This window comes from Rahnella sp. WP5, assembly GCF_000745615.1.
Classification (GTDB): Bacteria; Pseudomonadota; Gammaproteobacteria; order Enterobacterales; family Enterobacteriaceae; genus Rahnella; species Rahnella aceris.
Window position 1 is genome coordinate 335,869 of sequence record NZ_JQJR01000005.1, and the last position, 23,878, is coordinate 359,746.

Annotated in this window: 23 protein-coding genes and 2 pseudogenes; 6 read left to right on the forward strand and 19 right to left on the reverse strand. The window is 50.4% G+C overall.

What is annotated here, in order from left to right:
• The first annotated feature begins 14 nt into the window (after nt 1-14).
• Nucleotides 15-3,167 carry an efflux RND transporter permease subunit gene (locus EX31_RS01495; protein ID WP_037032977.1) on the forward strand — a complete coding sequence of 1,051 codons (3,153 nt, stop codon included), beginning with the start codon at nt 15-17 and terminating at the stop codon, nt 3,165-3,167.
• Nucleotides 3,168-3,270: 103 nt separating this feature from the next.
• Here the strand turns inward: EX31_RS01495 and EX31_RS01500 are convergent, their stop codons facing one another.
• Together EX31_RS01500 and EX31_RS01505 are read right to left on the reverse strand one after the other, a co-directional pair.
• Entirely contained in the window at nt 3,271-3,756 is a 486-nt protein-coding gene (locus EX31_RS01500; RefSeq protein WP_013577760.1) for an RrF2 family transcriptional regulator, read from the reverse strand.
• A gap of 211 nt (nt 3,757-3,967) precedes the next feature.
• A pseudogene (locus tag EX31_RS01505) lies at nt 3,968-4,573 on the reverse strand (porin); the annotation flags it as partial.
• Nucleotides 4,574-4,678: 105 nt separating this feature from the next.
• On the opposite strand from EX31_RS01505, the gene EX31_RS01510 reads away from it, so the two are divergent.
• The gene (locus EX31_RS01510) at nt 4,679-4,882 is read left to right on the forward strand and encodes a DinI-like family protein (protein WP_037032978.1); all 204 of its coding nucleotides are present in this window, start codon (nt 4,679-4,681) and stop codon (nt 4,880-4,882) included.
• 49 nt (nt 4,883-4,931) lie between these two features.
• Nucleotides 4,932-5,171, forward strand: coding sequence for a DinI-like family protein (locus EX31_RS01515; protein WP_037033230.1), 240 nt, complete (start codon nt 4,932-4,934; stop codon nt 5,169-5,171).
• A gap of 488 nt (nt 5,172-5,659) precedes the next feature.
• On the opposite strand, the pseudogene EX31_RS01520 reads toward EX31_RS01515, so the two are convergent.
• A pseudogene (locus EX31_RS01520) lies at nt 5,660-6,808 on the reverse strand (IS3 family transposase).
• Nucleotides 6,809-7,147: 339 nt separating this feature from the next.
• Here EX31_RS01520 and EX31_RS01530 point away from each other — a divergent pair.
• Nucleotides 7,148-7,396, forward strand: a complete 249-nt coding sequence (locus tag EX31_RS01530; protein ID WP_037032980.1) for a biofilm development regulator YmgB/AriR family protein — start codon at nt 7,148-7,150, stop codon at nt 7,394-7,396.
• A 1,142-nt stretch (nt 7,397-8,538) separates the two neighbouring features.
• Here the strand turns inward: EX31_RS01530 and EX31_RS01535 are convergent.
• On the reverse strand, nt 8,539-8,730 hold the full coding sequence (locus EX31_RS01535; RefSeq protein ID WP_037032982.1) for a hypothetical protein: 192 nt from the start codon (nt 8,728-8,730) through the stop codon (nt 8,539-8,541).
• Between the two features lie 90 nt (nt 8,731-8,820).
• Complete coding sequence (locus EX31_RS26240; RefSeq protein WP_051930977.1) at nt 8,821-10,317, reverse strand: pyocin knob domain-containing S74 family peptidase; 1,497 nt, start codon at nt 10,315-10,317, stop codon at nt 8,821-8,823.
• A gap of 154 nt (nt 10,318-10,471) precedes the next feature.
• On the opposite strand from EX31_RS26240, the gene EX31_RS01545 reads away from it, so the two are divergent.
• Nucleotides 10,472-10,717 carry a phage exclusion lipoprotein Cor gene (locus EX31_RS01545; RefSeq protein WP_037032984.1) on the forward strand — a complete coding sequence of 82 codons (246 nt, stop codon included), beginning with the start codon at nt 10,472-10,474 and terminating at the stop codon, nt 10,715-10,717.
• Here EX31_RS01545 and EX31_RS01550 read toward each other — a convergent pair.
• Together EX31_RS01550 and EX31_RS01555 are read right to left on the reverse strand one after the other, a co-directional pair.
• Nucleotides 10,711-11,682 carry a hypothetical protein gene (locus tag EX31_RS01550; RefSeq protein WP_037032986.1) on the reverse strand — a complete coding sequence of 324 codons (972 nt, stop codon included), beginning with the start codon at nt 11,680-11,682 and terminating at the stop codon, nt 10,711-10,713. The genes EX31_RS01545 and EX31_RS01550 overlap by 7 nt on opposite strands.
• Nucleotides 11,679-14,885, reverse strand: coding sequence for a TipJ family phage tail tip protein (locus EX31_RS01555; RefSeq protein ID WP_037032987.1), 3,207 nt, complete (start codon nt 14,883-14,885; stop codon nt 11,679-11,681). The genes EX31_RS01550 and EX31_RS01555 overlap by 4 nt, the downstream gene beginning before the upstream one ends.
• A 172-nt stretch (nt 14,886-15,057) precedes the next feature.
• On the opposite strand from EX31_RS01555, the gene EX31_RS01560 reads away from it, so the two are divergent.
• Nucleotides 15,058-15,690, forward strand: coding sequence for a hypothetical protein (locus EX31_RS01560; protein WP_037032988.1), 633 nt, complete (start codon nt 15,058-15,060; stop codon nt 15,688-15,690).
• Between the two features lie 83 nt (nt 15,691-15,773).
• Here the strand turns inward: EX31_RS01560 and EX31_RS01565 are convergent, their stop codons facing one another.
• The 12 genes from EX31_RS01565 to EX31_RS01620 all read right to left on the reverse strand — a co-directional run bounded on the left by EX31_RS01565 (nt 15,774) and on the right by EX31_RS01620 (nt 23,838).
• On the reverse strand, nt 15,774-16,391 hold the full coding sequence (locus EX31_RS01565) for a tail assembly protein (RefSeq protein ID WP_037032989.1): 618 nt from the start codon (nt 16,389-16,391) through the stop codon (nt 15,774-15,776).
• Complete coding sequence (locus tag EX31_RS01570) at nt 16,384-17,106, reverse strand: C40 family peptidase (RefSeq protein WP_037032990.1); 723 nt, start codon at nt 17,104-17,106, stop codon at nt 16,384-16,386. Before EX31_RS01570 ends, EX31_RS01565 begins: the two co-directional genes overlap by 8 nt.
• Before the next feature lie 2 nt (nt 17,107-17,108).
• Complete coding sequence (locus EX31_RS01575; protein ID WP_037032991.1) at nt 17,109-17,846, reverse strand: phage minor tail protein L; 738 nt, start codon at nt 17,844-17,846, stop codon at nt 17,109-17,111.
• Between the two features lie 289 nt (nt 17,847-18,135).
• Complete coding sequence (locus EX31_RS01580; RefSeq protein WP_081925110.1) at nt 18,136-18,474, reverse strand: phage tail protein; 339 nt, start codon at nt 18,472-18,474, stop codon at nt 18,136-18,138.
• Nucleotides 18,474-20,804 carry a phage tail tape measure protein gene (locus tag EX31_RS01585; protein WP_037032993.1) on the reverse strand — a complete coding sequence of 777 codons (2,331 nt, stop codon included), beginning with the start codon at nt 20,802-20,804 and terminating at the stop codon, nt 18,474-18,476. Before EX31_RS01585 ends, EX31_RS01580 begins: the two co-directional genes overlap by 1 nt.
• Nucleotides 20,785-21,099, reverse strand: coding sequence for a phage tail assembly protein T (locus tag EX31_RS01590; RefSeq protein ID WP_037033232.1), 315 nt, complete (start codon nt 21,097-21,099; stop codon nt 20,785-20,787). The genes EX31_RS01585 and EX31_RS01590 overlap by 20 nt, the downstream gene beginning before the upstream one ends.
• A gap of 20 nt (nt 21,100-21,119) precedes the next feature.
• Nucleotides 21,120-21,527: a phage tail assembly chaperone G gene (gpG, locus tag EX31_RS01595; protein ID WP_037032994.1), complete on the reverse strand. Its 408-nt coding sequence runs from the start codon at nt 21,525-21,527 to the stop codon at nt 21,120-21,122.
• A 10-nt stretch (nt 21,528-21,537) separates the two neighbouring features.
• The gene (locus tag EX31_RS01600; protein ID WP_037032995.1) at nt 21,538-22,275 is read right to left on the reverse strand and encodes a phage tail protein; all 738 of its coding nucleotides are present in this window, start codon (nt 22,273-22,275) and stop codon (nt 21,538-21,540) included.
• Nucleotides 22,276-22,282: 7 nt separating this feature from the next.
• Nucleotides 22,283-22,687, reverse strand: a complete 405-nt coding sequence (locus EX31_RS01605) for a phage minor tail U family protein (RefSeq protein ID WP_015689736.1) — start codon at nt 22,685-22,687, stop codon at nt 22,283-22,285.
• Nucleotides 22,684-23,235 carry a phage tail protein gene (locus EX31_RS01610; RefSeq protein WP_037032997.1) on the reverse strand — a complete coding sequence of 184 codons (552 nt, stop codon included), beginning with the start codon at nt 23,233-23,235 and terminating at the stop codon, nt 22,684-22,686. Before EX31_RS01610 ends, EX31_RS01605 begins: the two co-directional genes overlap by 4 nt.
• A gap of 8 nt (nt 23,236-23,243) precedes the next feature.
• Nucleotides 23,244-23,519, reverse strand: a complete 276-nt coding sequence (locus tag EX31_RS01615) for a DNA breaking-rejoining protein (protein WP_037032998.1) — start codon at nt 23,517-23,519, stop codon at nt 23,244-23,246.
• Entirely contained in the window at nt 23,512-23,838 is a 327-nt protein-coding gene (locus EX31_RS01620) for a DUF2190 family protein (RefSeq protein ID WP_037033000.1), read from the reverse strand. The genes EX31_RS01615 and EX31_RS01620 overlap by 8 nt, the downstream gene beginning before the upstream one ends.
• Between the last annotated feature and the right edge of the window lie 40 nt (nt 23,839-23,878).

A 23,878-nucleotide genomic window follows, 5' to 3' on the forward strand; every position in this document is an offset into this window, starting at 1 on the left:
GAGAATCCTGACTCATGGACTTTTCCCGCTTTTTCATCGACAGGCCGATTTTTGCGGCCGTCTTGTCGATTCTGATTTTAGTCACCGGGGCGATTGCCATTCCCCTGCTGCCGGTCAGCGAATACCCGAACGTGGTACCGCCAAGCGTGCAGGTTCGCGCTGAATATCCGGGTGCTAACCCGAAAGTGATTGCTGAAACCGTGGCGACGCCGCTGGAAGAAGCGATCAACGGTGTTGAAAACATGGTGTACATGAAATCCGTGGCCGGTTCTGACGGCGTGCTGGTGACGACAGTCACTTTCCGTCCGGGGACCGATCCGGATCAGGCACAGGTTCAGGTGCAAAACCGTGTGGCCCAGGCCGAAGCGCGTCTGCCGGAAGATGTCCGCCGTCAGGGCGTGACCACGCAGAAACAATCGCCAACGTTGACGCTGGTGGTGCATCTGGTGTCACCTTCGGGTAAGTATGATTCGCTGTATCTGAGCAACTACGCCACGCTGAAGGTGAAAGACGAGCTGGCACGTTTGCCGGGTGTCGGGCAGATCCAGATTTTCGGTGCAGGCGAATATGCCATGCGCGTGTGGCTGGATCCGAACAAAGTCGCGGCGCGGGGTCTGACGGCTTCTGACATTGTGAAGGCAATGCAGGAACAGAACGTACAGGTGTCTGCCGGTCAGCTGGGCGCAGAACCGATGCCGAAAGACAGTGATTATCTGCTTTCCATCAATGCGCAGGGTCGTCTGAAAGATGAAGATGAGTTCGGCAAAATCATCCTGAAAAGCGGTGATAATGGCGAAATTGTCCGTCTTCGTGATGTGGCGCGTATCGAAATGGGGTCCGGCAGTTATGCCCTGCGCGCGCAACTTAATAATAAAGATGCAGTCGGGATCGGTATCTTCCAGTCGCCTGGCGCGAATGCGATCGATTTGTCAGACGCGGTGCGAGCCAAAATGGATGAACTGGCAACCCGGTTCCCGGAAGGCATGACCTGGCGTGCGCCGTACGACCCGACGGTGTTTGTCCGTGATTCCATCAGTGCGGTAGTTCACACATTGCTGGAAGCCGTCGTGCTGGTCGTGCTGGTGGTTATTCTGTTCCTGCAAACCTGGCGCGCATCAATCATTCCTTTGCTGGCGGTACCGATATCTGTGATCGGGACATTCAGCATTCTGTATTTGCTCGGATTTTCGCTTAATACACTCAGTCTGTTCGGGCTGGTGCTGGCGATAGGGATAGTGGTCGATGATGCCATTGTGGTGGTGGAAAACGTCGAGCGAAACATCGAGGAGGGACTCGCGCCAAGGGACGCTGCGCACCAGGCGATGCGGGAAGTTTCAGGGCCGATAGTGGCTATCGCCCTGGTGCTGTGTGCGGTGTTCGTGCCGATGGCGTTTTTGTCGGGCGTGACGGGTCAGTTCTATAAGCAGTTTGCGGTGACCATCGCCATTTCAACCGTGATCTCGGCCATCAACTCACTGACGTTGTCCCCTGCTCTTGCGGCATTGCTGCTGAAATCGCACGGTGCACCGAAAGACATGCCGTCGCGGCTTATCGACCGCCTGTTCGGCTGGATTTTCCGACCGTTCAACCGGTTCTTTAATGCCAGTTCACATCGTTATCAGAATGCAGTGTCTAAAACACTTGGGCGTCGTGGCGCGGTATTTGTGGTTTACATTCTGCTGTTGTGTGCGGCGGCCTTTATGTTCAAAGCCGTGCCGGGGGGCTTTATCCCGACGCAGGATAAACTGTATCTGATCGCGGGCGTGAAAATGCCGGAAGGCGCGTCCTTATCCCGCACTGATGCGGTGATCCGCAAAATTAGCGCAATGGGGTTAAGTACTGATGGCGTAATTGATGCGGTGGCGTTCCCCGGGTTGAACGCATTGCAGTTCACCAATACGCCGAATACCGGTACGGTGTTCTTCGCATTGAAACCACTGAGCGAACGTACCCGTACAGCGGCGGAGATTAATGCGGAAATCAACGCCAAGATTTCGCAGATCCAGGAAGGGTTCGCCTTCTCCATTATGCCGCCGCCGATCCTCGGATTGGGTCAGGGATCAGGTTATTCTCTGTATATACAGGATCGTGCAGGGCTGGGTTACGGTGCATTGCAAACCGCAATTAACACCATGTCCGGCGCTATCATGCAGACGCCGGGAATGGGGTATCCGATTTCCTCATATCAGGCTAACGTGCCGCAGTTGGACGCGCATATTGACCGTGATAAAGCCAAGGCGCAGGGCGTATCGCTGGACGAACTGTTCAGTACGCTGCAGGTGTATCTCGGCTCGTCCTATATCAATGATTTCAACCGGTTCGGACGTACCTGGAAAGTAATGGCACAGGCCGATGGCCAGTTCCGTGACACCGTGGAAGACATAGCCAATCTGCGTACCCGTAACGATAAAGGTGAAATGGTGCCAATCGGCAGTATGCTGAATATCACCACCACTTACGGGCCAGATCCGGTGATCCGCTATAACGGCTATCCGGCAGCAGATTTAATCGGTGACGCTGATCCCCGCGTGCTTTCTTCGACGCAGGCAATGACCGAGCTGACTGCAATGTCGAAAAACCTGTTACCGAACGGCATGAATATCGAATGGACCGACCTGAGCTATCAACAGTCAACACAAGGCAATGCTGCACTGATTGTATTCCCGATGTCCGTGTTACTGGCGTTTCTGGTGCTGGCCGCCCTGTATGAGAGCTGGACGCTGCCGCTGGCGGTAATCCTGATTGTGCCAATGACCATGCTATCGGCCCTGTTTGGCGTGTGGCTGACCGGTGGCGACAACAACGTGTTTGTACAGGTCGGACTGGTGGTGCTGATGGGACTGGCATGTAAGAACGCGATTCTGATTGTTGAGTTCGCCCGCGAGCTTGAACTGCAAGGTAAAGGGATTATCGAATCTGCGCTTGAGGCATGCCGTCTGCGTCTGCGCCCTATCGTCATGACCTCGATTGCGTTTATCGCCGGGACTATCCCGCTGATTCTGGGGCACGGCGCGGGTGCGGAAGTGCGCGGTGTCACTGGTATTACCGTATTCTCCGGTATGCTGGGTGTGACGTTGTTCGGGTTGTTCCTGACGCCTGTTTTCTACGTCGCACTGCGCAAGCTGGTGACGCGTAAGAAAGTCATTTTAGAAACGCAAACGGTGTAAACCGTTAAGATCAACAGAATGCAAAAAGCCGGGAGAATGATCTCCCGGCTTTTTTTTATATGCTTTATTAAGAGCGGTGCGCAGCGTCTTGCGTATCAGCGCTCTATTTCAAACAGAGCGAATCTTCTGGGTTTTGCGCCGCTAAATCTTTGGTACATTTGTATTTGCCACCGCGTTCAAACTCAGCCAGGGCATCCGCAACGGTATGACGGGCTAACACCTGAAACGACGCTTCTTCAGCTTCGCTGACAATGTTTTTGAAATAGGTGCAGGCATTGGCGCTGACCACACAGCGGGCGGGCACGTCCGGGCGAGCTGCCCACAGACGTTTATCTTCAATCACCGCGCAATAAATATCACGAAGTGTGATTTCTTCCGCCGGACGGCCAAGTGTAATTGAGCCGGTGCGACCAAGTGTGGAGACGATAATGCCATGCTGAGTCAGTGGCACCATCAGTTTGCGGATAAAACTGGAGTTGGCTTCCAGACCCGTTGCTAAAATCGCACTGGTGCAGCGCTGGCCAGCCTTTTGGGACTGAGCGATACAAAACACCATCTGCATAGCTGTCGGAAAGCGATAATCTAACATGTCATTGTCCTGAGAAACCAAGTCTTAGGTGAAGCACCGTATCACAGAGGAAATCCCCTATACGTGATCTGGTCAATAATATAACAAACACTGTTGCATTATTGAAGGCAGACACCTCTTAAACGCACAGAAAGCCACGATTTAGGGCACAAAAAAACCCATCCGGAGATGGGTTTTGGTACTCAGATTCTTTTATGAGAAGTTTCGGAGATTAGAACTGATATTGTAAGCCTACGCCCACGATATCATCGGTAGAGATTTTGTTGGTTTCGTAGAAATTATCATCGTTGTCCAGCAGGTTAATTTTGTAATCAACGTAGGTGGACATATTTTTGTTGAAGTAATAACTCGCACCAACAGAAACATATTTAACCAGATCTTTATCGTTGTTATCAGAAGTATTACTGCCGTCTGCAGTCAAATCCTTACCTTTAGATTGCAGGTAAGACACTTCAGGACGTAATCCAAAATCAAACTGATATTGTGCGGTTACTTCGAAGTTCTGCGTTTTGTTTGCAACACCACTCTCACCAAACATTGTCATATTACGCGTTTCGGAATACATCGTAGCGAGATAGACATTGTTTGCGTCATATTTTGTACCCACAGTCCAGACATCAGCTTTATCCCCTCCTGCAAAATTCTCGCCTGCAGAAGTCGTCTGATCGTTTGTACGGTCAGATGAGGCATACGCGGCACCCGCAGTGATACCCATACCAAAGTCGTAGGAAGTGAAATGTCCATTAACTATATGTTTAATATGATTATTAACTTGATTTTCAGTTTGATTACGTAAATAAACCCCACCACGCATCCCCATGAATTCATGAGGAATAAATTTAGTTTTGCAGAAAAGGTTTTATTTTACTAAAACAAATATTGCTGTATGTATATCCAGGCTTTTTTTTGTGCAAGGTAGTTTATGCTTGTTAAGCTGATGTACAACAAAAGAAATATGGCCGGTGTGCCGAATGCCAATGCGCTGATCCTGACTGAACTGACCAAGCGTGTACATAACACCTTCCCTGATGCTGACGTGAAGGTAAAGCCAATGGTGACGCTCAGCAGCATCAACACTGATGCCAGCAAAGCACAAAAAGCTATTCTGGCCGGAATAGTGGAATAGATGTTTGATGATGCAGGTAACTGGCTGGCGGTTGACTAAGGAGCTGATTATGCGTGTTGAAATTACTGTAGATAAAACAAAAAAATTACCTGCTGGCGCTCTATCTGCTTTAGCCATTGAGTTCAACAAACGGCTACAGCGTGTTTATCCCGGCGCTGAGGCAACTGTCAGACTGGCTGGCATGGATGGACTGTCCGTTATCGGCGGGAGCACTGTCGATAAAGAAGCCATCGAAGTAATACTTCAGGAAACGTGGGAAAGTACAGATGACTGGTTTCAGCCTGATTAATGATGATGTCGGCGCATCTTGACACCCAAAACACACAAAATTATACTTTCACTGTCATGACAGCAACCGATCAGAGGCCTCGTGGTTGAATGCACTGACCGGTTTGCTACATCCCTCCCCCTGATATTCCCCCAGTATTTATGGTAACTCCGATTAGGTCTAAGATGTTATTATGAGCCTTTTACTAACATCATGAAAAGTCTTTTGATTGATTCATTACATGGAGTTTCGATGAAATATTTACTGGTGCCAGCACTAATGATAGTTCTCGTATTACTTGTAATGTTCTCATCGATGATAGACGGAAATATCCCATGGTAAGAGGCTAAAGCTTCAGTAAAAAACAGCATCTGTCAGTTCATGGGTGTCTGGCAGATAGTGGAGCTGTGTCACAGGGATGTGGACTCTTTATTTTCACAAGTCAGAGTATCAACAAAAATGAAAATGAAATTTATACCGCCAGTGATCGTTGAATCGCCACGGATAATCTAGACACCTCCGAGCCGTTGATAATACTGGTTTTCATATTCTGTCGGTGACATCTGATCGCTAGAACCATGCCGACGCTTACTGTTATAAAACATTTCGATGTAATCAAAAATATCGCTGCGGGCTTCTTCCCGCGTTCCGTAGATCTTTTTCTTTATCCGTTCGCGTTTCAACAACTGGAAAAAAGCTTTCTGCAACCGCATTATCGTGGCAGTTACCGCGACGACTCATGCTGCCCTCAAGGCCGTGTGATTTCAGGAACGACTGCCACTCATGGCTTGTGTACTGACTACCCTGATCCGAATGAACCAGCACCTGTTTTTGGGGATTACGCCGCCATACAGCCATCAGCAGTGCGTTCAGGACAATGTCCTTTGTCATCCGGGATTGCATGGACCAGCCGATAATTTTGCGTGAGAACAGATCAACAACCACGGCCAGATACAGCCAGCCTTCGTGGGTCCTGATATAGGTTATGTCCGTTACCCAACGCTCATCCGGAGCATCCGGATTGAACTATCGCTGGAGCCTGTTGGGCGACACGATACTTGCCTCGCCTTTACGTGCCCGCGGGCTCCGGTATCCGACCTGAGCCTTTATCCCGACACGTTTCATCAGTCGCCAGACTCTGTTGACTCCGCACTGTTGCCCGCTGTCCCGCAGATCCAGATGGATCTTGCGATAACCATAGACGCATCCCGATTCTAGCCAGAACTGTTTAATCTGTCCTGTCAGTCTCAGGTCTGCCTGATGGCGTTGTGAATGCGGCTGCTGAAGCCAGGCGTAAAAGCCACTGGGATGAACATTCAGCACCCGACAGAGCAGGCGAACAGGCCAGCAACGGGTGTTGTCACGGATAAAGGCGTACCTCAGTCGGACAGCTTTGCGAAGTACGCCGCGGCTTTTTTTAATATGTCCCGTTCGTCGGTAACCCGCTTCAGCTCTTTCTGGAGACGGCGGATCTCGGCCTGAGCATCTGACTGTTCTTTATGAGTGGAAGAATCCGGACCGTACTTCTTTATCCAGGCGTAAAGACTGTGGGTGGTGATATCGAGACGTGTTGCAACGCTGGAAACAGAATAACCACGATCAACAACCTGTTTGACTGCTTCAATTTTAAACTCTTCGGGATAACGCTTACCGCTCATGGGCACCTCTCTTTAAGCCATATTAAATGACTCTGAGGTGTCTGTTAAACCCGTGGCGATTCAGGTTTTTTTGTGTCAGTAATCCTATCTATGCTAAAAACCCCATCAAATACCGCTGAATCTACCTGACATTAGTGATCTTATACGTTGAACTCACTGATTCAGGGATTCTGAAAACCATCCATAATCTTAATGTGGTAAAGAGTACAATGGTTTGTCAGTTTAATTACTGATACGGATGAATTTCCTTGAAGAACATGTAGTTTGTTTGCCCGCTCCCCTGCGGGCTTTTTTTTAGGGAGAATTCTTAAAACTTAACAAACTGATCGAGACAACAACATGGAACAAAAAAACAATACTGTCGTTCAGATCGATGACTACTTCCGAGCCATGAATGAAGGAGTGCCGAGTGAAAAAGAAACATTCACTCAGCTCTTTGCCGAACTCGCTTCAATGCATAAAAGGGTTAGTAATAAAGAAATCATTGCTGGTTTGATTCAAAAACTGGAAATAGAGAAGGATGTTGTAAAAGCAGATATTTATCGCAATATGCTGGAAATTATGCTTCGGTCAACCAATAACTCCTGATGTCTGCCTATCACCAAAGCAACATTTTTACACATGGAATCTAACCCGACCACTGATCAGGATTTTTGTGCTTGTAATCTGTTATCACGCGCTAACTAAGCATGGTTATTTTACTTAAATAACTAATATTACGTTACCGTTATAATCAGTTTCCTATATCGTAAAAATGTAAGTATCGTTCCATAGCTAAATTATTTGATGACCCACTTAGCCCGATTTCGGGCTTTTTTTGTTGATTCAACCGCCTAAAACCGAAATACAGCCCAATATATGTAACTAACTACCTGATTGAAGTCTCGTTCCCCACGTTAAGATTGTGATGTGTTGTCCATTACCGGACACTTCTGATGTAATTCGCCCGCCTGGAGCGGGCTTTTTTCTCAAGAACTATGACCCTGTCAGGTATTCTATAGCCTTGCATAATGCATCATCTGGCTTACCAGTTATCGTTATAGCCGATTCTTGAACACGTTCGAGCCTCAATGCGACTCGCCTTCGGCTGATTTCTTCCCCACTCTGCGCAAGCATTACACAGCACTCCCCAATCAACCTGCACGCTTCCCCATATACTGTAATGGAATTATCCATGAGAGCCTCTCAGTGATCTGCAAAAAATATTATCTTCAGGTTTATTGAATCTTGTTAAAAGTGGTTTTAATTTAAAAATATTAACAATTTGTGCCAAATTATGCCTGAGAAATGATCCTCCGAAAAAAGAGCAATATGCTCACCAAGGGTTTGGATACCTATCTTCTGATAGCCAGTAGTTAACGTAGGCTTTTTTGTTCTTCGGCGTCATGAATAGATATATAAATCTGAGATATTACTCAGGCTGTATTTGTCATAGCCGTTCCACACTGTTTAATCCTGAATAATTGCATTTGCAGCACACTGGGGTGGGATTTTTTGGGTCTGTAAACTGGTAATTTTCTGCACTAAGACTACTCTTGGTTTAGCTGACATAAGATCAGCAAGCCTGCCAAGGCCATGACATTACCTACTGATGGCCCGCTACTAACGCGGGCTTTTTTTGTCACTTTACGTTACTATATATTTGGCATGTTAAACTTTCTTGGGGGATAAACCTCCCCCATGTAACTAAATTTAGTGATGATTCACTTGCCCTCTTCTTGAGGGCTTTTTTATGATTTACCTATCAGCAGGTCGATAGCTTTCAAAAACCTATCCTTGTGATGCAGATGAACCACCTTTTGCTGCTTCTGCTCCAGCTGAGTAATGATTGTTTCCACGCTTACTACCTTGCCTTCCTCAAGTACGGTAATAACTGCCTCACCAATTTCCTGCCGTATTAGCGAATCTTCTTCATCTGTCATCATATGCACCTCGAAGTAGTTTTCGTGAGCCTAGCATAGGATGACTTGAAATAGGGCAATTTGGTGCCACTGTTCGGCAAGGAAAAAAAGTTACGAACTTGACTCGCTCTTGATCCCGAGCTTTGTTTCGACCGCTTCCAAACGCTTCAACAAAGCTGAGATAAGTTCTGCCTGGTCTTCATTGCGTTTCTTTAATGCTTTAATAGCGGCACCAGAATATGCGGCTGATACCCCTAGTGTGTTGAGCGATAGCGTGTCCTCTTTCGCGAAGAGCTCACCTTCCTCGTCGATATAAAGCTGCGGGTTTTTAGTCAATGTGACTGCATCAGGACAATCTTTCTGGACATCCTGCGCAATGAAACCAAAACCTTTAGCGCCCTTTGTTACCGAAATTACTTTTCCGGCTTCGTCATATTCACTCGGCACTGAGCAATAATCCCATGAACAAGTTCTCCATGAGGTCAACGCGGTTAAAGCTTCCTCGGGGTCTATCTCCTCGACATGCATTTTTACATCAATATCAGACACTGCGGTCCATCCTGCGGACGAAGTGCCTTGCCCATTGTCTAACATTGTGAAGTCAGTGATTACGGCGGTGTTGTTACTATTTACGACACGGAAGCGGAAACCACCACTCCCCTGACCACGGTTACATACAAAGTCAGCTCCACCAACAATGCCCGTACCGTTCCACCCCATATATGCCCCCTGTATAGCGGGGTTGTTTAATCCTTGAGTATAAAACCCCGCAGGACCTGCTGAAACCTGTGCTCCGACTGTGAAATTTCCTGATATGGACCCATTCCCGGAAAATGCTGGTGATACTTTGGGCGCGAAGGGAGCTGCTGCGACAGTGATTGCGCCTGTACCGCCATTTGCCACAGGAATGGTGCTCTTGCCTGTGAAAATGGGCCACCAGTCGGACCAATTCGGGGCTGTTGGATTGAAGGTGCCTGTAAGTCCACGAACAAAAGCCTCACCCTGAAAAGTGATATACATCTGCTGGCAGCCATACGCAGATTTGGTCACAAACAATGTCCCGGCTTTTCCAATTGGATAGCCGTTCGCGATTATCGCGTTAGCATTGGCCGTCTGATAATAAATATTGAAGTCGGCAGTGTTTCCAAGAGAGTTCGGCGTGACGGTTGCATTGAGAATTCCGCCGTCATTGTAGGCTTTTGCCAAAGTTGCAGAAATACCATTCCAGGCTGGCCCCGTATAAGTGGAGCCATCCGGCAACGTAACAGTTATGGTCCCCGTCCCGTTGAAAACTTGCTGCCAGTTGGCCTTGTCCAGATTCAAACCGCGAATGGCTTTTGCCACATCTGCTGCCACTTGAGCAGTAATGCCGACTAATGTCGCATTCGGTACCGCTGTCCATGCGTTACCGGTAGCCGTCGGGCCACCATAGGCAGTTATCAGAGTTAATGCTGTTGCCGAGGTTATCGTTTTAACGCCAAGCGTGTAGGTCACACCACCGACAATAACGACAATGAAGTCCCCCGCTTTTAAATCGGTTGTGAAGGCCGTTCCGGTACCTGTCACATTTGCTGAATTGTTAGTTAATGCGATTGTGCCTGCTGACATGATATCTCCGGATTTATAAAAATGCATATCTTAAGTACCAACCAAGTAGGTAAGCACAATTATTTGTTAAATTGATCATAATGATCGAATTATTTCATTTAAATAAAAATTGAATCAGTGCTCTTATAATTAAATACCCAAAAGGAAAATGATAATGAAAAAAATAATTGCCATATCGCTAATTTTTGCCGTCATAATCTTGAGTGCTTGCGTCTCTAACACTCCACCAATATGTTTTAATCAGGCCCGTGTTGGAGGAATGATTGTCGATATTCCAATATTCGAAATACACAATGCAAAATCTAACCCTGCTTACTTGTCAGGCGGTTCATTTGGTTATCAGTGGGACAACAAAGGCTCTTTTATGGATACACGACAATGTGATGCTCTGGCTCAATAACCCAAAGACTGGATGTAATACTGGTCATAATAAGTTGTGTCAATGTAACCTATCGTCCCCGCCACCCATGTTGGGGGGCGGACACTCCCAGATACCTGATTTTGTGCATACCTATCATTTGATGTTGCAGAATAAATTCCGTTCGAATCTCTCCCAGCACTCGCACACTCAAACCACTGAGTACCTATACCAGGAAATGCGGGATCAGATTGCTGGAATAAGCATCCAGTAACAGAATTTGTTACAGCAAGAGGCCCCCCCCCTGTGATAGTTCCCCCGTTAAGTATGTTCATTTTCAAAGGCAAGCAGTTATTATGCCAAACTATGCTCCCATTTCTATATAGGAAGAACCCCCAGTTAGGAGCATTAACTAATATCTTTGCAAAGAGATAAATGCGGCAAGGCTGCATAGCATTCAAGCCTGTATTGCCACGAAATGTGAATGCCCAATAGCCGTTTTGAGTTCCTTCAGTCCACCAAACATGGTCAAAGCTATTATTGGTCGCGCGATGAAAAGCTACCATTGGCACCGATGCTGGGATATTAGTTTGTAATACTTGATTATATGCTGGGGTAAGATCAATAACCTGAACAAGGTTATAAGGGGTAAAGTCAGGTGCTATCTTGAAGGTTGGCGGATTCGTTAAGTAATCATAAAGTGTAAATCCAAAATATAGACTACTACCCGCGCCAGCTGATGGAGTCGCAGTTACCATCATTTTACAGGCGTTCGATACATTCCATGAGACAGTCTGTCCACTTACTGAGATGTTGTAGCTCCTTGCATCAACACCAACAGATGAAAAAGTATTCATTAATGCTGCTGAAAGATTAAATCCGGGAAGGGAGTATGTTTTACTCCCTGACCCGGATATGTTTCCTATATCTGCGATGAAGTTATATGACATTGCGTTTAGCACATCGAAAGATGTGCCTTTTATGAAAGCCTGAAATCCCATACTCATAGTTTTTGCCCCATAACGGCTGCAGGATTTCCATTTTCATCGTAAGAAACTATCCGATTATTTGAAATTAGCATTCTTCCCTGACCCGAGACAGTGCCATTAACTTCAAATGTTCCTGATTTATTGATCATCCAACCAACACTACCTGCCACATAGTTATTCGACTGAATGTAATCCCCTATCATCGCGTTGTTGATCCAGCCATTTCCGATAAACCCTTGAGAGATAAATACCTGGCCGTTTTGCACCGTGAAAGGAGAATAAATGTTATTGCCACTGCCGCTGGCAATCACAAATTTATCTGCGTTGATAGCGACACGGGTATCAACCGTTGAGCCACTGATAGTGACCGCCACAGACAGGCCAGCGTCATAATTTACGCCACCATATTTAAGACCTGTTTTCAGAGTGTAAATAGCTGAGCCGCCTGAGGCATCCGCGTATGCGGTAAACTTCTCCTGAAGCGCAGCTTCTGTTTCGGCAAACTGAGCCACCAAATCCGTCTCAAGCTGAGCCACAGAACTTTCGGCATCGGCGGCCACTTTTTGCGCCTGGATGACCCCCGCCTTATTGCCTCCGTACTGAGCCCATTGCTGATTCACCGTATCGTAAGTTGCCAGCACATTTTGCAAAACGGCTTCCGGGTTGGTTTGCAAGGGCGCTAAAAGCACCTTTCCATCTTCCGAATTCATGAAGTCTTCAATGACAGTCCCGAGAATATCATCGGCGTCCACATTACTCGCCCCGCCGACAAGATCAGTCCAGTCACCGGTATTTCCGATACGGTCGACAAGGCGCGCCCGGTACCAGCGACGCACGCCCGCAGGCATCGGCCCGTGCTGATAGCTCACTCCCGGATAAGGAACGTTTGCAAGAAACTGCGGGTTAATGCCGTCAGCGGTCGTGGCCACCTGAATTTCAGTGTAAGCCGTGTCTCCTGCGCCAGCCGGGAAAGCCCACTGAACGTTGATATTCCAGACCACATTTTCTGAAGCAATCAGATTCACCGGCGTGCCGGGTTTACCGACCTTACCCGTCAGGTTTGTAGATTCAGCATAACCCCACGGTGATGAAACCTCACCGGCGTTAACAGCCTGCACACGCACGTCATACAGGCCGGAGTAAATTCCCTGCACGCTAAAACCTTGCGCACTGGTCTGGCTGACGTTTATCCAGTCGCCGTTGTCCTTGCGCCACTGCGCCTGATAGCGGATAGCACCGTCAACCTTATCCCATGCCGCATTCAGGCTCGCTACCGTCAGCCCCTGAAACACATAGCTGCTTTCGCTGATTACCACGTTTTGCGGCGCATTCATTACATTCACCGGCGTCACGGTGACCGGTGGCGAGTCAATGCGCACACCATCATCGATATAGCGGTACTTTGTCGGATCGTGCTCAATGCCTGACACCGTAAAGGTGCCGTCATCATTGGCCAGCACCGACGTGACGCGGTAGTACTGAATCGCCAGGCTGTCACTGTCGATGGCCCATACGCCGCCGGCGACCGGATTAATCGTCCAGTTTGTGTTAACGGTGACGGTGCGTTTATCTGCGCTGATGCTGCCAATGGTCCGCACCTGACCGGTACCGTCTGGGAGGTTTATGACCAGGCGATCACCGGCTTTATAATCTATAGCCCGGTCAAGTTTGACGTTTCGGCCATCTATGGCACTGATACGGCCGCCGTTTTCTTTTCCGGCAAAGAACGGATCCGCCACACCGATGATGGAGGCAGGAAGCGGGATATGACCGTCTAGTCCCACCCCGAACGAAATTGAGCCATCTTTCGCATTGGACAACAGCGCCCAGCGCCCGCGGCGGTGTGCCTCGCTCTGCGAGGTGCAACCAATTGCCGTGAGCTGCATTTCCTGTACGTCATAGCGCGCCACCAGATCAGAGTCATACACTGTTTCAACGGTGTCACTGTAATGGTTTTGCTGGTCTGAATAGCTGACCTGACAGGACGAATAGCGGTTTTTGTAGGATCCGCCAGCGCGGGTAAACAGGCCGCTAATCACGTTAGAAGCATGATAAACGTAATCCGGGTCAACATTGCCGTCTGCGTCCACCTGCGGCACGTCGGCATTGACGAAGATTTCGTTATTACCCCAGAAGGTGATCCCCCGGAAAATGGCCGCAATATCCTTGAGCACGGTATAGGCGTCCTGCTGACTCTGAATATAAACGTCGCAGGTAAAGCGGGGTTCGGTACCGCCTGCGCCGTTGGACACTTTTTCGTCGCAGTATTGCGCGATGGCGTATAACTCCCACCGGTCGATCATTGTGGCATCGACACGGTTGCCCATACCAAAAATCTTATTCAGCACCAGATCATAAAATATCCATGCCGGGTTGTTCGTCCATGCCCAGACAAACTCACCGTTCCACGAACCGCTATATTCACGGGTCGCCGGGTTGTAATTCGACGGCACACGAATTTTTCGGCCTTTTGGCTTACAAGTGACTTTGGGAGCGGCACCATTAAACTGTTGTGCATCCACCTCAACAAAGAGAAGTGCTGTATTCGGATAGCGCAACTTACTGTCAATGACCTCGGCGTAAGAAAACACCTTGAAGGCGTTAATCAGGTTCTGCGAAGTTGAATCCGGTGTGATGCGCCGCACGCGCACTGCCCAGCCGGTGTTTGCTCGGGGTAGGTTAATACGGTGATCGCGCTGATATTCGGATGTTGTCTTACCGGTGAAGGAGGTGTTTACCACCGTCTGCCACGCGGCGCCGTCCGTGGACAGGTCGATAGCATACTCAGTGGAGGTCCCCACTCGATCACCATTATCTTTATAAAGCACCTGAACAGGCAGGCTCAGTTTAATTCGCACGGCATCAAGCTGAAGGTTGCTGAGTTGCCGCGTCCAAGGCGTGTTTTGCTTTACCTCAATACCCACCGCGAGCTCATTATCGATTTCCGGCATGCCCTGAATGTACGTCTGATCCTGTGAGCCAGGGCGAAAATCCCATACTACGCCGGTAAAGTTATAGCTGCCGTCCTGGTTCGCCAGTGGCGTGTCATTCAGAAAAATCTGCTGAGCGGTCAGGTCTCCCTGGATCTCCCCTTCGGCAATGGCCAGCAGCATTTTCAGCTTCGCCGTGGACAGCAGGTCATCTGGCTGTTCTACAGGCGTGTGCGCTTTTGCTGAGCCGCCCTTACTACCCTGTATTGCTTCACCTTGGAGAAGTCGCATATTTCACCTGTAAAAAAGACCGCACAGGGCGGCCATAAGTTGATGACTGATCGAATATCAGGATGTTGCTGAATTACTGATAGAGATATGGTGAGTATTCAGCCCGGTCATGTTTGGAGCATGGCCGTCATTCACTGGAGGGACGGCTGATTAACTCTGGGCAAGGAAATGTATGCTGATCAATTTTGACCCTCTGAGGGATCTGGAAAAAGACAGGCGATCTCATCCGTGGGAAAAAACTTCTTATGAGGAAAGGGCTGGATTCTACTCAGACTTCATTAATCATCCGGAACTGATAACTGAAGTTCTTGAAGATTTTAAACCTCATGAAGATAAAGAAGCTGTTTTAACCTTCTATGCGTTCCTCAAATGGATAAATGGTTCAGATTCAGCTCTTGAAACCAATGATTGCGCGTTGAGAGAGAGCGTCATAGCGAATACTGATTCGTTATTTAAGTTCACCCACAAAATTGATGGTCGAATAGAATTTTTTCTAAGAGAATATCAATATAACTGCAACAAAAAAATTACTACCTGGCTGATGAGAATGTCATCGCTGTATTTGCAGGTAGAAGGGCCCGATTTCTTCAATGCCCTTATCGATATCCAACTCGCTCCGACAGACTTCATCACATTGCCGGCTGAGCAGGGTAATGGTCATAGAATCCGGTTGACCTTCAATGCGTATGGGAACGGTGAGGACGAAGTTTGGTCGACGCTCAACACTACTTTCAACAACATCTTTGAATCCACCAAAAGGCTGAATAGGGCTATCTCTGAAGGAGACAGTCCTACGTTTCCTTAAAGGAAAATTTTCTAATGATGTTAAAAAATTCATAAATACCTCGCTTAAGGCTGACTTTCAGCCTTTTTATAATGCCTTCCGGCTTATTGCTGATCGCTGGTAAAACTACCCGCGCTGATAATGGCACCGCCGATTTCACGCTGACCATAAAACACGGCGACCGGATAACCCATTGCCACCGTGTTCACCGGGGATCCAAAGGCGTAGTTGGGTTTGTTATCTGTGCTCGAGGAGGACCCGACGTTAAATTTTGGCTGTGGAGTCAACATACTCACTACGCCACCTAACGTCATGGACAGCCCGATCCCGGTCAGTACTGTCGTAGCGGACATAGCGCCAGCACTCATGGCTGCACCCCATGCCGCCATTGACGCACCCGCGGTAAAGAATGCCGCAACCAGAGCAACAGCCCCGATAACGATCTGGAGCGTGCCAGCGCGTTTGGAACCTTTGGGGATTGATTGCATGGTGAACTCGTCAGCCGTGGAAGACATATCGAATTCCTGAATACCGATATTGTTGTCTTCGCGGTAAAAAGCAAAGGTTACGCCGTCGTGATGCGCGGTGGCCATGTACTTGCGAAAGCCCGGCACCTGCGAGCACATGGCACGCAACATTTCACGCAGGTCTTCCACATGAAAACGGTGAATTCGGCCAAACTTCCTCGCCGCTGCACCCTTCAGAATCATCGTTTTAAGCATGTTGCATTCGCTCCCTGTGCCGCACCACCCGCACCAGACGTTCACGCCAGTAGTTCCCGAGAGGAACGCGCGTGGATAGGTTGCCGAAGTTGTGATGCAGCATCTGATTATCGCCGAGATAAATTCCGGCGTGGTTGGTCACGGGCGCGCCAGCCTGAAACATCAGCATGTCGCCCTCTTGCATTTCGCTAACCGGTACTTCGACAAATCCCTCACTCTGCCAGTTGTCGTCATAGCGTTTTTCCCTGCCGCCTTCCCACCATTCGTACGGCACTGACCAGTTGCGAAGCACGATGCCGTATTCCCGCTGGTACCAGTCCATGACGAGTGACCAGCAGTCGGCGTGCCCCAGCACCCAGACGCGCCCGGTATAATCACGTTCACCGCGCGGGCAAAGTGTGCACCAGTCACCGTCCGGCCAGGATATAATCCCCCACTCAAGCCCAGAGTGATCGCACTGAATACGGTCAGTTTCAGACGGGACAAGGTAAGCCACATCAGGATGTGAATGCACTATCATCAGCACCTCGCCTCGCTGCTGTGCAGTGAGATAATCAGCGGCGTGCATCACAAAATCTTCCTGCGGTTTTTCTGCAACATTCCGGCACGGGACGTATATTTGACTATTTCCCTCCTGAATAATGACGCCGCATGCTTCATTCGGATACTCTGCCGCCACGTGTTCCCTGATGGCGTTAAGCAGTTTTTCGCGCATTGTTATTTCCCCTGAAGGTTCGCACCCGGAAATCCCCCGAAAGAAAGAGGATTGCCTTTACCAAAACGGTCTTCACAGTCGCGCCTCCTGCCGCCGCACTGGTCTTTTGAGGGGTCGTTTGTCGGCGTGCCGTCCTTGGTGAAGTAATTTGTGCCGTTGTAGTCACAGCCGGTTCCCGACCTGTAGAGCCCACGCATACACCAGGTACACAGAGGGGTGATTTGCCTCGAAGGCAGTTGCAGGCTCTGCACGTCAAACGGTGAGCACAGTTCAAAATCAACCTGAATGCGCGTCTCCGCCGTTTTGGCATTCACATAGAAAAGCTGCACGCGCTCTTCACGCGGGTTGGCATCCGGGTTGCCCTGTTGCCAGTTTTCGGCATCAAGGTACTTCAGCAGCGTGGTATGAATTCTTACCTTCGCTTTCACCATATCCTGATACTGGAGACAGAGGGCGGTGACGTAGTTACCCACATTACCGACTGACATTGATGGTGTGGGCTGCGACCCTGCACTGGATAATTCGAGACCCTTAATTTCATAAGGGTGCGGATCGTACTCATTGCCTTGCCAGATAATGGAAGGCAGATTTTCAGCCGCAAAACTCTTCCAGCCCGGCGAGCTGATGTTATAGGCATGGAAGCGCAAAATTTTATCCAGACCGAATCCTGTACCGTCAATCTCCACCAACTGAATCAGACTGCCCGGCTCGAGTTGCTGAATGTCCTGTGTAAAACTCATGATTTCTCCAGATAGGAATCACTGCGCTTTGATATAGTCATAGCGCGCTTTGACTGGGTCAAAACGCGCTATGAACCAGTGTCAAATACAACAAAAAGGCCGCCCGAAGGCTAATGCCGGTCACTTAAGGAAATGAGGCCCGTGAATTTGGGCCTTCGATGAAGAAAAATAGCGCTATAAGCCTGATTCCTTCATTATCCTTTGAAGCACAAAAATGAATTTGTATTCATAAAAATGCTTAAGTGACCGGCATTAGCCCGAAGGCAGCCTTATCAGTCAGTCAGAATATTTAGGGCGCAAAAGCTTGCTCAAAGGTAAACGACAGGGTCGCCTTATCGCCTGAGGGGAATGACACTGCAACAGAATCGTTTTTTACACGATAGAGCCTCCTTTCGCCCCAGGGATTAATCCACCAGAAAGAAGAAACGACGTGACTGAGTAAAAACGCCCGAAGCGTCGCAGCCTCAGTGCGCTTCCCGGTCCAGTCGAGATCCCATGTTTCAGCGGTGTTATTGATGCCAATCCCAGACACCTGCTTATAGCCATCTCCGAACTGTGCCTGTAACGTACTGACGTTCTGCGATCCCTGTACCGTTTTACGGGTTCTCCAGTTGAAAGTGTCCGTCATCATCGCCCTCCTTTATAGAGCACGCCACCCGGCGCCATCTCTTTTTTAATCCGATCCGTCAGCAGCGTCTGAACAATACCCTCCAACTGTTTTGCCGTGCCAGTGGCGTTGGCAGTGTTTACGCCGCCATCATCGCCTTGCTGAGTGATGGTGACCGGCGCATAAACGCTGACGCCTCCGGACAATGTAGCGGCCATACCGCCCCCATCAACCAGGCCTCCGCCCGCATAGCCACGCATCAAACGATAGAGATTTCCGACCCCCAGACGGCTGGTCGCTTCCTTGGTGAATACAAACTCCCCGCCGTGAACAATGCCTTTGGGTTCATACTTTCCGCCGTGCCCGGTGTAGCCCCCCGCGTCATATTCGCGGATGTAACCCCCGTTATAAGCAAGCGGCAGGTTACTATAGCTGCCGCCGGTGATTGCCGTCCCTGCATTACCGCCACCCGAAACGCTTCCCGTTACCCATCCCATGGCTGACTGAATCGCGTAGGCCACCAGCAGACGGTCGATCACGTTAACAATCATTTTAAGAATGGATGAGGTGAAGTCTTTGAAACTGGCCTTGCCGGTAGTGACCAGACTGTTCAACTGGTCTGTAAGCCCGTTAAATCCGGACTGAGCCACCTGCTGCACGGACGTGAAAACATCCGTTGCAGATTCAGCGTATTCCGCCCAGCCCTGTTTCGCACCCGCGACCCAGTTTGACCGCAGGGCGTCTTCTGCATCATATGTTTTCTGTTGTTCCTGCAGGACGCGCTGCTGGGCAGAGGGGTTAAACGCATAGGCTTCCTGCAGACGCTGCAGGGTGGCAGCCCGATCTGCCTGACGCGAGGAGACGCCCTCTGCCTGGGCATCCAGAGCCGCGCGTTTTGCCGACTGCTGCTGGGCAAATTTGTCCGCCTGGTCGGAAAGTGTATTTAGCCTTTGCTGGGCAACGACCTTATCGCCCAGCACAGCCAGTTGCCGTTTGTACTCCAGCGTTTCATCCTTATGCGCCAGCAGGGATTTTTCCTGTGCAGATAACTGCCGGCTGCTGGCTGCCTGCTCAAGGACGGCGTACTGATTTTCGGTTTGCCACAAATCTTTGCGCTGCTGGCTGATAACATCGTTAACGCTGGTATGCTGCTGCAGCACCTTAAGCTGTGCCTGCAGACTCAGTAAGTCCCCCTGCGCGCTGTCTTCTGCCCGGTCTCCCGCAGACGTGGTGACCCGCTGTTTTTTAGGTTCCTGCCGTTTCTTTGCCTGCTCGACTTCTTTCTCACGCAGGGCAATGAGCTTTTGCGCATTCGCGATAGCGGTCGCATCACCCGAAAAGGCAATTTTCCGTGACTGTTCCCGCGCCTCTTTAAGTTTAGCTTCAGCACCTGCAACAGCATCCGTGGCCAGATATTCCTTATTTATCCACTCCACGGATTTCTGTGTTGCCAGGTTCCCGTCTGTCGTGGCTTTTGTGAGGTCCCCCCTTAACTGCTTCGCCTGCTCAAGAACGCCAACGATGGGATCAATGGCACCCCCCAATGCCACGCTTTGCTTGCCTAAATTCACCCCGGAATAATAATTTCTGACCGCCTCTTCCGCATCCGTCCACGCATCAGGAATACCGAGAACCTTAAGCCGGTGCGCTTCGATCTGGGTGTTGAGGTTGGTAAAATCAGATGAGCCTTTGTATTCACTGACCTTGGCTTTGGCATCCAGATAGCTGAAGCCGACGGCAATCATTTTCTGCGTGGCTTCGTCAGCACCATCTTTTGTGGTGATGAAGAGATCGGCAACGCTTTTAATCGACGCGCCAGAAGAATCGGCAATAGCCCGGATATTTTGCGCCAGCTTTTCCGCTGCACTACCACTTAAACCCAAGGACTCCTGAATAATCTTGCTGGCTTCGGCAATCTCCTGACGGCTTTTATAAACCGCCAGACCCAGGCTGCCAAAAACGACAGCAGCGACGCCGATAGCCGCATTGAGCGGCGTAATGTATGTCAGCAGTATTTTGGCAACGTTCCCGACCCCGCCAAACGAATCTTTAATCTGGCCGCCCTGCTGAAGGAGGATCAGCCAGGGGCTTTTCCCGCCGGCCAGCTGGGTGGCAATATCGGTGAACTGAGCAGGCAACATCCGCATTGCCGCTTTATATTGCCCGATGGAAATACCCGCACGCTGTGCAGCAAGCTCCTGTTTAGAGAATGCCTGCTGAACCTGCGTCCCGGCTTTCGTCGAGTCCGCCCCTAAGCCGGTAAATTGCTTGCGGACATAACTGACCTGTTCATTAAATTTTGCGGCATCAACATCGAGGCTGACGACCAAATCACCCACTGGCTGGGCCATAGCGGACTCCTCCTGACAGACCTTCTGCGATAGCCATTAACTGTTCATCATCGGGATCCGGCTGCTCTTCCACGACGTGAGGTTTTAGCAGACTGAAATGACCCACGTTAAGATCGGTTTCCCCGCATACCAGCGACAAAATATTGAGGTTCAGCGCGGCGAAATGTGCATCAAGCAGCGCATCTTCGAAGTAATGGGACTCGTAAAATCGGTGCCATTCCTCCAGATCGCTGGAGGACATATCAGCAAGCATGGCGCGCCAGTCAGGCCGTCTGAACTCACGCGCCAGCTTCATGACAAAGTCCATTTCACGGGTTAGCGCTTTTCCGCTGTTTCCCCTGCGCTGTCGGTGTCTTCAGACTCAGGAACTTCCTGTTCGGTTGTCTGCAAATTTGCCATCATGCCTGACAGCACTTTGACCTGGGTATCCGCTTTCCCGATGGCCTCGACCGGCCATGTGCTCATCACTTGTTGCTGAAGTTCGCGGATATCCGGCTTCGGCGACTCGCTGTGCCACAGGGACATGGCGACTACCATCGCACCCGCCCGGATATTCAGTTCAACCAGTGCGGCTGACAGGATTTGTTCGTCGGGCTCATCGTTGGGCAACGCTTTTTCCTGCGCGGCCAGATAATGCAACAGCTCGACGCGCTGCAGCGCCGACAGCTCGTACAGCGTGGCGTTTGCCCCGTTGAACTCAAACAGTTCTGATTTTAAAAACATGCTCGCTCCGTTATGCCGCCGTGACGGTCAGTGTGCAGATAGCCACTTTCTGGCCGTCATTGGTCATCACGATGATCTGTGTCGTGCCCGCTTTAAGGCCCTTCGCCGTGACGGTATTACCCGATACCGTCAGCGTAGCGACGGTCAGATCGGCAGCCGCAACATTGAACGAACTGTTTGTCGCGCCGTCCGGAAGCACCGCCACGGTGATCACCGCATTTTGTCCGACCACCACGCTGGTGGTTGACGGCGTGACGGTCACGCCGGTCACGGGTACCGCGGCGGCCTGATTGCTCTCGGCCAGCGCCGGTTTGCCCGTATTGGTGATTTTCACCGTCCGGGTGATCACCTCTTTTACCGGCACCGCTTTGCCCAGGCTGCTGATCCATCCACGGAAGACATCAACAGCGGTGTTGGGATAACGAATTTTGTACCCGCGCACCGCGCCATCGTAAAACCAGTTAACCAGATCCTGCTGCCCGCTCTCGCCGGGCTTCCAGGCCAGTGTAAACGACGTGTCCCCGGAAGATTTGGCCCCCTGCGCCGTGCCGTTCCAGTCGGCGTCGGCATCATCGAGGTACGTGTCGTCGTAAGATTCCGCCGTCATTTCTCCCGGCGTCAGCTCCTTGATTTTCGCCAGCCGGGTCCAGTCCTGATCCGATAGCGGATTGGCGTAGGGATCGCCGCTGCCGGTGTAAATCCAGAGTGTGGTGCCCGCGCCTTTGGTCGGTTCGAGTTGTGTGGTCATAAATTCCTCACATTAAGTAAGTCAGGGTGTAACGCAGGTCAGCGGAGCCCCACGTCGACATTTCATCATCGCGCTGATAGTCATAGCCTTCGGGCGTGATGTTTTCGATAAGGTCTGAAAGCGCCGGAATGTCACCCACAACGGGGTAAATGTTTTGTTCCATCCACAGGTCGAGATCGGTGTCAGGACTCACCGCCTTCAGAAATACCTCCACGTGAAGCGTCGCCCGCCACTCATCTTCATCAAGGGTTTCCCCCGTGGGTTCAGCACCGGACAGGTAGACGGCAACGGCGGGCAGGTCTTCAGCGGTCAGAAAACTCGGGCGGCCGTCATACCAGGTGACGGAAGGATCGGTCACCGAAAGTTTCAGCGCATCCAGCACGGCTTTGCGTATTTTGGGGTGCTTTATCATCGTTTAATGATCAGCCTCAGTTGATTTTTCAGGGCGGAAGCCATTTCCTTCGGCATATCGCTTTGCATCAGACGGTGGGTTTCTGCGGTATACGCTTCCGTAAGTGGGGTGGTTAACGGTATCTTCACGACCTCAATCGGGTACCGGCTTTTCCCGGAACGCTGGAGCACATGCCACCGGCCGTTAGCCAGTTGCTGAATAAACGCATTCCGAAAGGTAAAGCGGCCTATTTTGAGTACGCTGCCCTGCCCGCGCAGGTTGCCCTGACGGCGTGAAACACGCATTTGCGCCGCGCCCAGCTTGATGGCCGGTAAATTACCCCGGTTGATTTTTAACGTGGCAACCGGCCGGTTTATCGTGGCCTTTTTCAGTTTTGCACGCTGCATGACCAGCGTTCTCGGCACCTTGGTTTCCTTCGACACCGTGCTGCTGCGACTGATGGCCCGCCCTGCCACCCGGTTAACCGCCTGCGCCGAGGCGCGCGGAACGGCCGTCGAACTGATACTGTTCATGTTGGCAATGGCCTGCTCCAGCCCTTTGATGGTCATATTCCCCCTTACTCCAGCCAGATTTGTGGCTTCCCGTTAAACATCTGATGACGGGTGACGATGTAACTTTCTCCCTGATAAAACACCTGATCGTTACGGTGCGGCCGGTAACCGGGAGAAAAAACCACAACAGACAGGCCATCGCCGCTCACCGGCCCCATCTCGGGCAGAAAATGGCTTTCAACACCGGTGAACACGGTGCCATTAATCACCACCTCCCGCCCAAACCGCGCGGTCGTGACCGCATCCATCCGCGCGGCCAACGCATCAAAGGCGTTAGCCATTGATTTTCACTTCAACGACGGTGCTGCCCGCGGCGGCAGCGTCCCAGGCAATGCCAGCGGCCACGGCATCCGCAGACGCCAGCTGGATTTCGCCGTCCGCGATATACACTTTTGTGCCAGCGGGGATCGCATCGGCGGAGACTTTCGGCAGCAGGAATACCCCTTCGGCCATCCCCGTGCCGGTTTCATTCGGGGCAATATCCACCAGAGAGACAACCAGCAGGGAACCCAGTACCACGGGGTCGCCGCTCTCGATCGTGGCAGCGCCGATGTTGGTAATGGAAATCGTCTGACCTTCCTGAACAAAATTCTTAGCCATTGAAAAACTCCAGACGCCCCGGAAGGGGGCGAATTTTAGG

Excerpts from the sequence above, each read along its gene's own strand:
- EX31_RS01555 (WP_037032987.1), bottom strand. The coding sequence starts at position 14,885 with ATGCGACTTCTCCAAGGTGAAGCAATACAGGGTAGTAAGGGCGGCTCA.
- gpG (WP_037032994.1), bottom strand. The coding sequence starts at position 21,527 with ATGTTTTTAAAATCAGAACTGTTTGAGTTCAACGGGGCAAACGCCACG.
- EX31_RS26240 (WP_051930977.1), bottom strand. The coding sequence starts at position 10,317 with ATGTCAGCAGGCACAATCGCATTAACTAACAATTCAGCAAATGTGACA.
- EX31_RS01590 (WP_037033232.1), bottom strand. The coding sequence starts at position 21,099 with ATGAAGCTGGCGCGTGAGTTCAGACGGCCTGACTGGCGCGCCATGCTT.
- EX31_RS01515 (WP_037033230.1), top strand. The coding sequence starts at position 4,932 with ATGCGTGTTGAAATTACTGTAGATAAAACAAAAAAATTACCTGCTGGC.
- EX31_RS01560 (WP_037032988.1), top strand. The coding sequence starts at position 15,058 with ATGCTGATCAATTTTGACCCTCTGAGGGATCTGGAAAAAGACAGGCGA.
- EX31_RS01605 (WP_015689736.1), bottom strand. The coding sequence starts at position 22,687 with ATGATAAAGCACCCCAAAATACGCAAAGCCGTGCTGGATGCGCTGAAA.
- EX31_RS01615 (WP_037032998.1), bottom strand. The coding sequence starts at position 23,519 with ATGGCTAACGCCTTTGATGCGTTGGCCGCGCGGATGGATGCGGTCACG.
- EX31_RS01545 (WP_037032984.1), top strand. The coding sequence starts at position 10,472 with ATGAAAAAAATAATTGCCATATCGCTAATTTTTGCCGTCATAATCTTG.
- EX31_RS01530 (WP_037032980.1), top strand. The coding sequence starts at position 7,148 with ATGGAACAAAAAAACAATACTGTCGTTCAGATCGATGACTACTTCCGA.
- EX31_RS01620 (WP_037033000.1), bottom strand. The coding sequence starts at position 23,838 with ATGGCTAAGAATTTTGTTCAGGAAGGTCAGACGATTTCCATTACCAAC.
- EX31_RS01550 (WP_037032986.1), bottom strand. The coding sequence starts at position 11,682 with ATGAGTATGGGATTTCAGGCTTTCATAAAAGGCACATCTTTCGATGTG.
- EX31_RS01580 (WP_081925110.1), bottom strand. The coding sequence starts at position 18,474 with ATGACGGACACTTTCAACTGGAGAACCCGTAAAACGGTACAGGGATCG.
- EX31_RS01510 (WP_037032978.1), top strand. The coding sequence starts at position 4,679 with ATGCTTGTTAAGCTGATGTACAACAAAAGAAATATGGCCGGTGTGCCG.
- EX31_RS01495 (WP_037032977.1), top strand. The coding sequence starts at position 15 with ATGGACTTTTCCCGCTTTTTCATCGACAGGCCGATTTTTGCGGCCGTC.
- EX31_RS01500 (WP_013577760.1), bottom strand. The coding sequence starts at position 3,756 with ATGTTAGATTATCGCTTTCCGACAGCTATGCAGATGGTGTTTTGTATC.
- EX31_RS01565 (WP_037032989.1), bottom strand. The coding sequence starts at position 16,391 with ATGCTTAAAACGATGATTCTGAAGGGTGCAGCGGCGAGGAAGTTTGGC.
- EX31_RS01610 (WP_037032997.1), bottom strand. The coding sequence starts at position 23,235 with ATGACCATCAAAGGGCTGGAGCAGGCCATTGCCAACATGAACAGTATC.
- EX31_RS01535 (WP_037032982.1), bottom strand. The coding sequence starts at position 8,730 with ATGACAGATGAAGAAGATTCGCTAATACGGCAGGAAATTGGTGAGGCA.
- EX31_RS01570 (WP_037032990.1), bottom strand. The coding sequence starts at position 17,106 with ATGCGCGAAAAACTGCTTAACGCCATCAGGGAACACGTGGCGGCAGAG.
- EX31_RS01585 (WP_037032993.1), bottom strand. The coding sequence starts at position 20,804 with ATGGCCCAGCCAGTGGGTGATTTGGTCGTCAGCCTCGATGTTGATGCC.
- EX31_RS01600 (WP_037032995.1), bottom strand. The coding sequence starts at position 22,275 with ATGACCACACAACTCGAACCGACCAAAGGCGCGGGCACCACACTCTGG.
- EX31_RS01575 (WP_037032991.1), bottom strand. The coding sequence starts at position 17,846 with ATGAGTTTTACACAGGACATTCAGCAACTCGAGCCGGGCAGTCTGATT.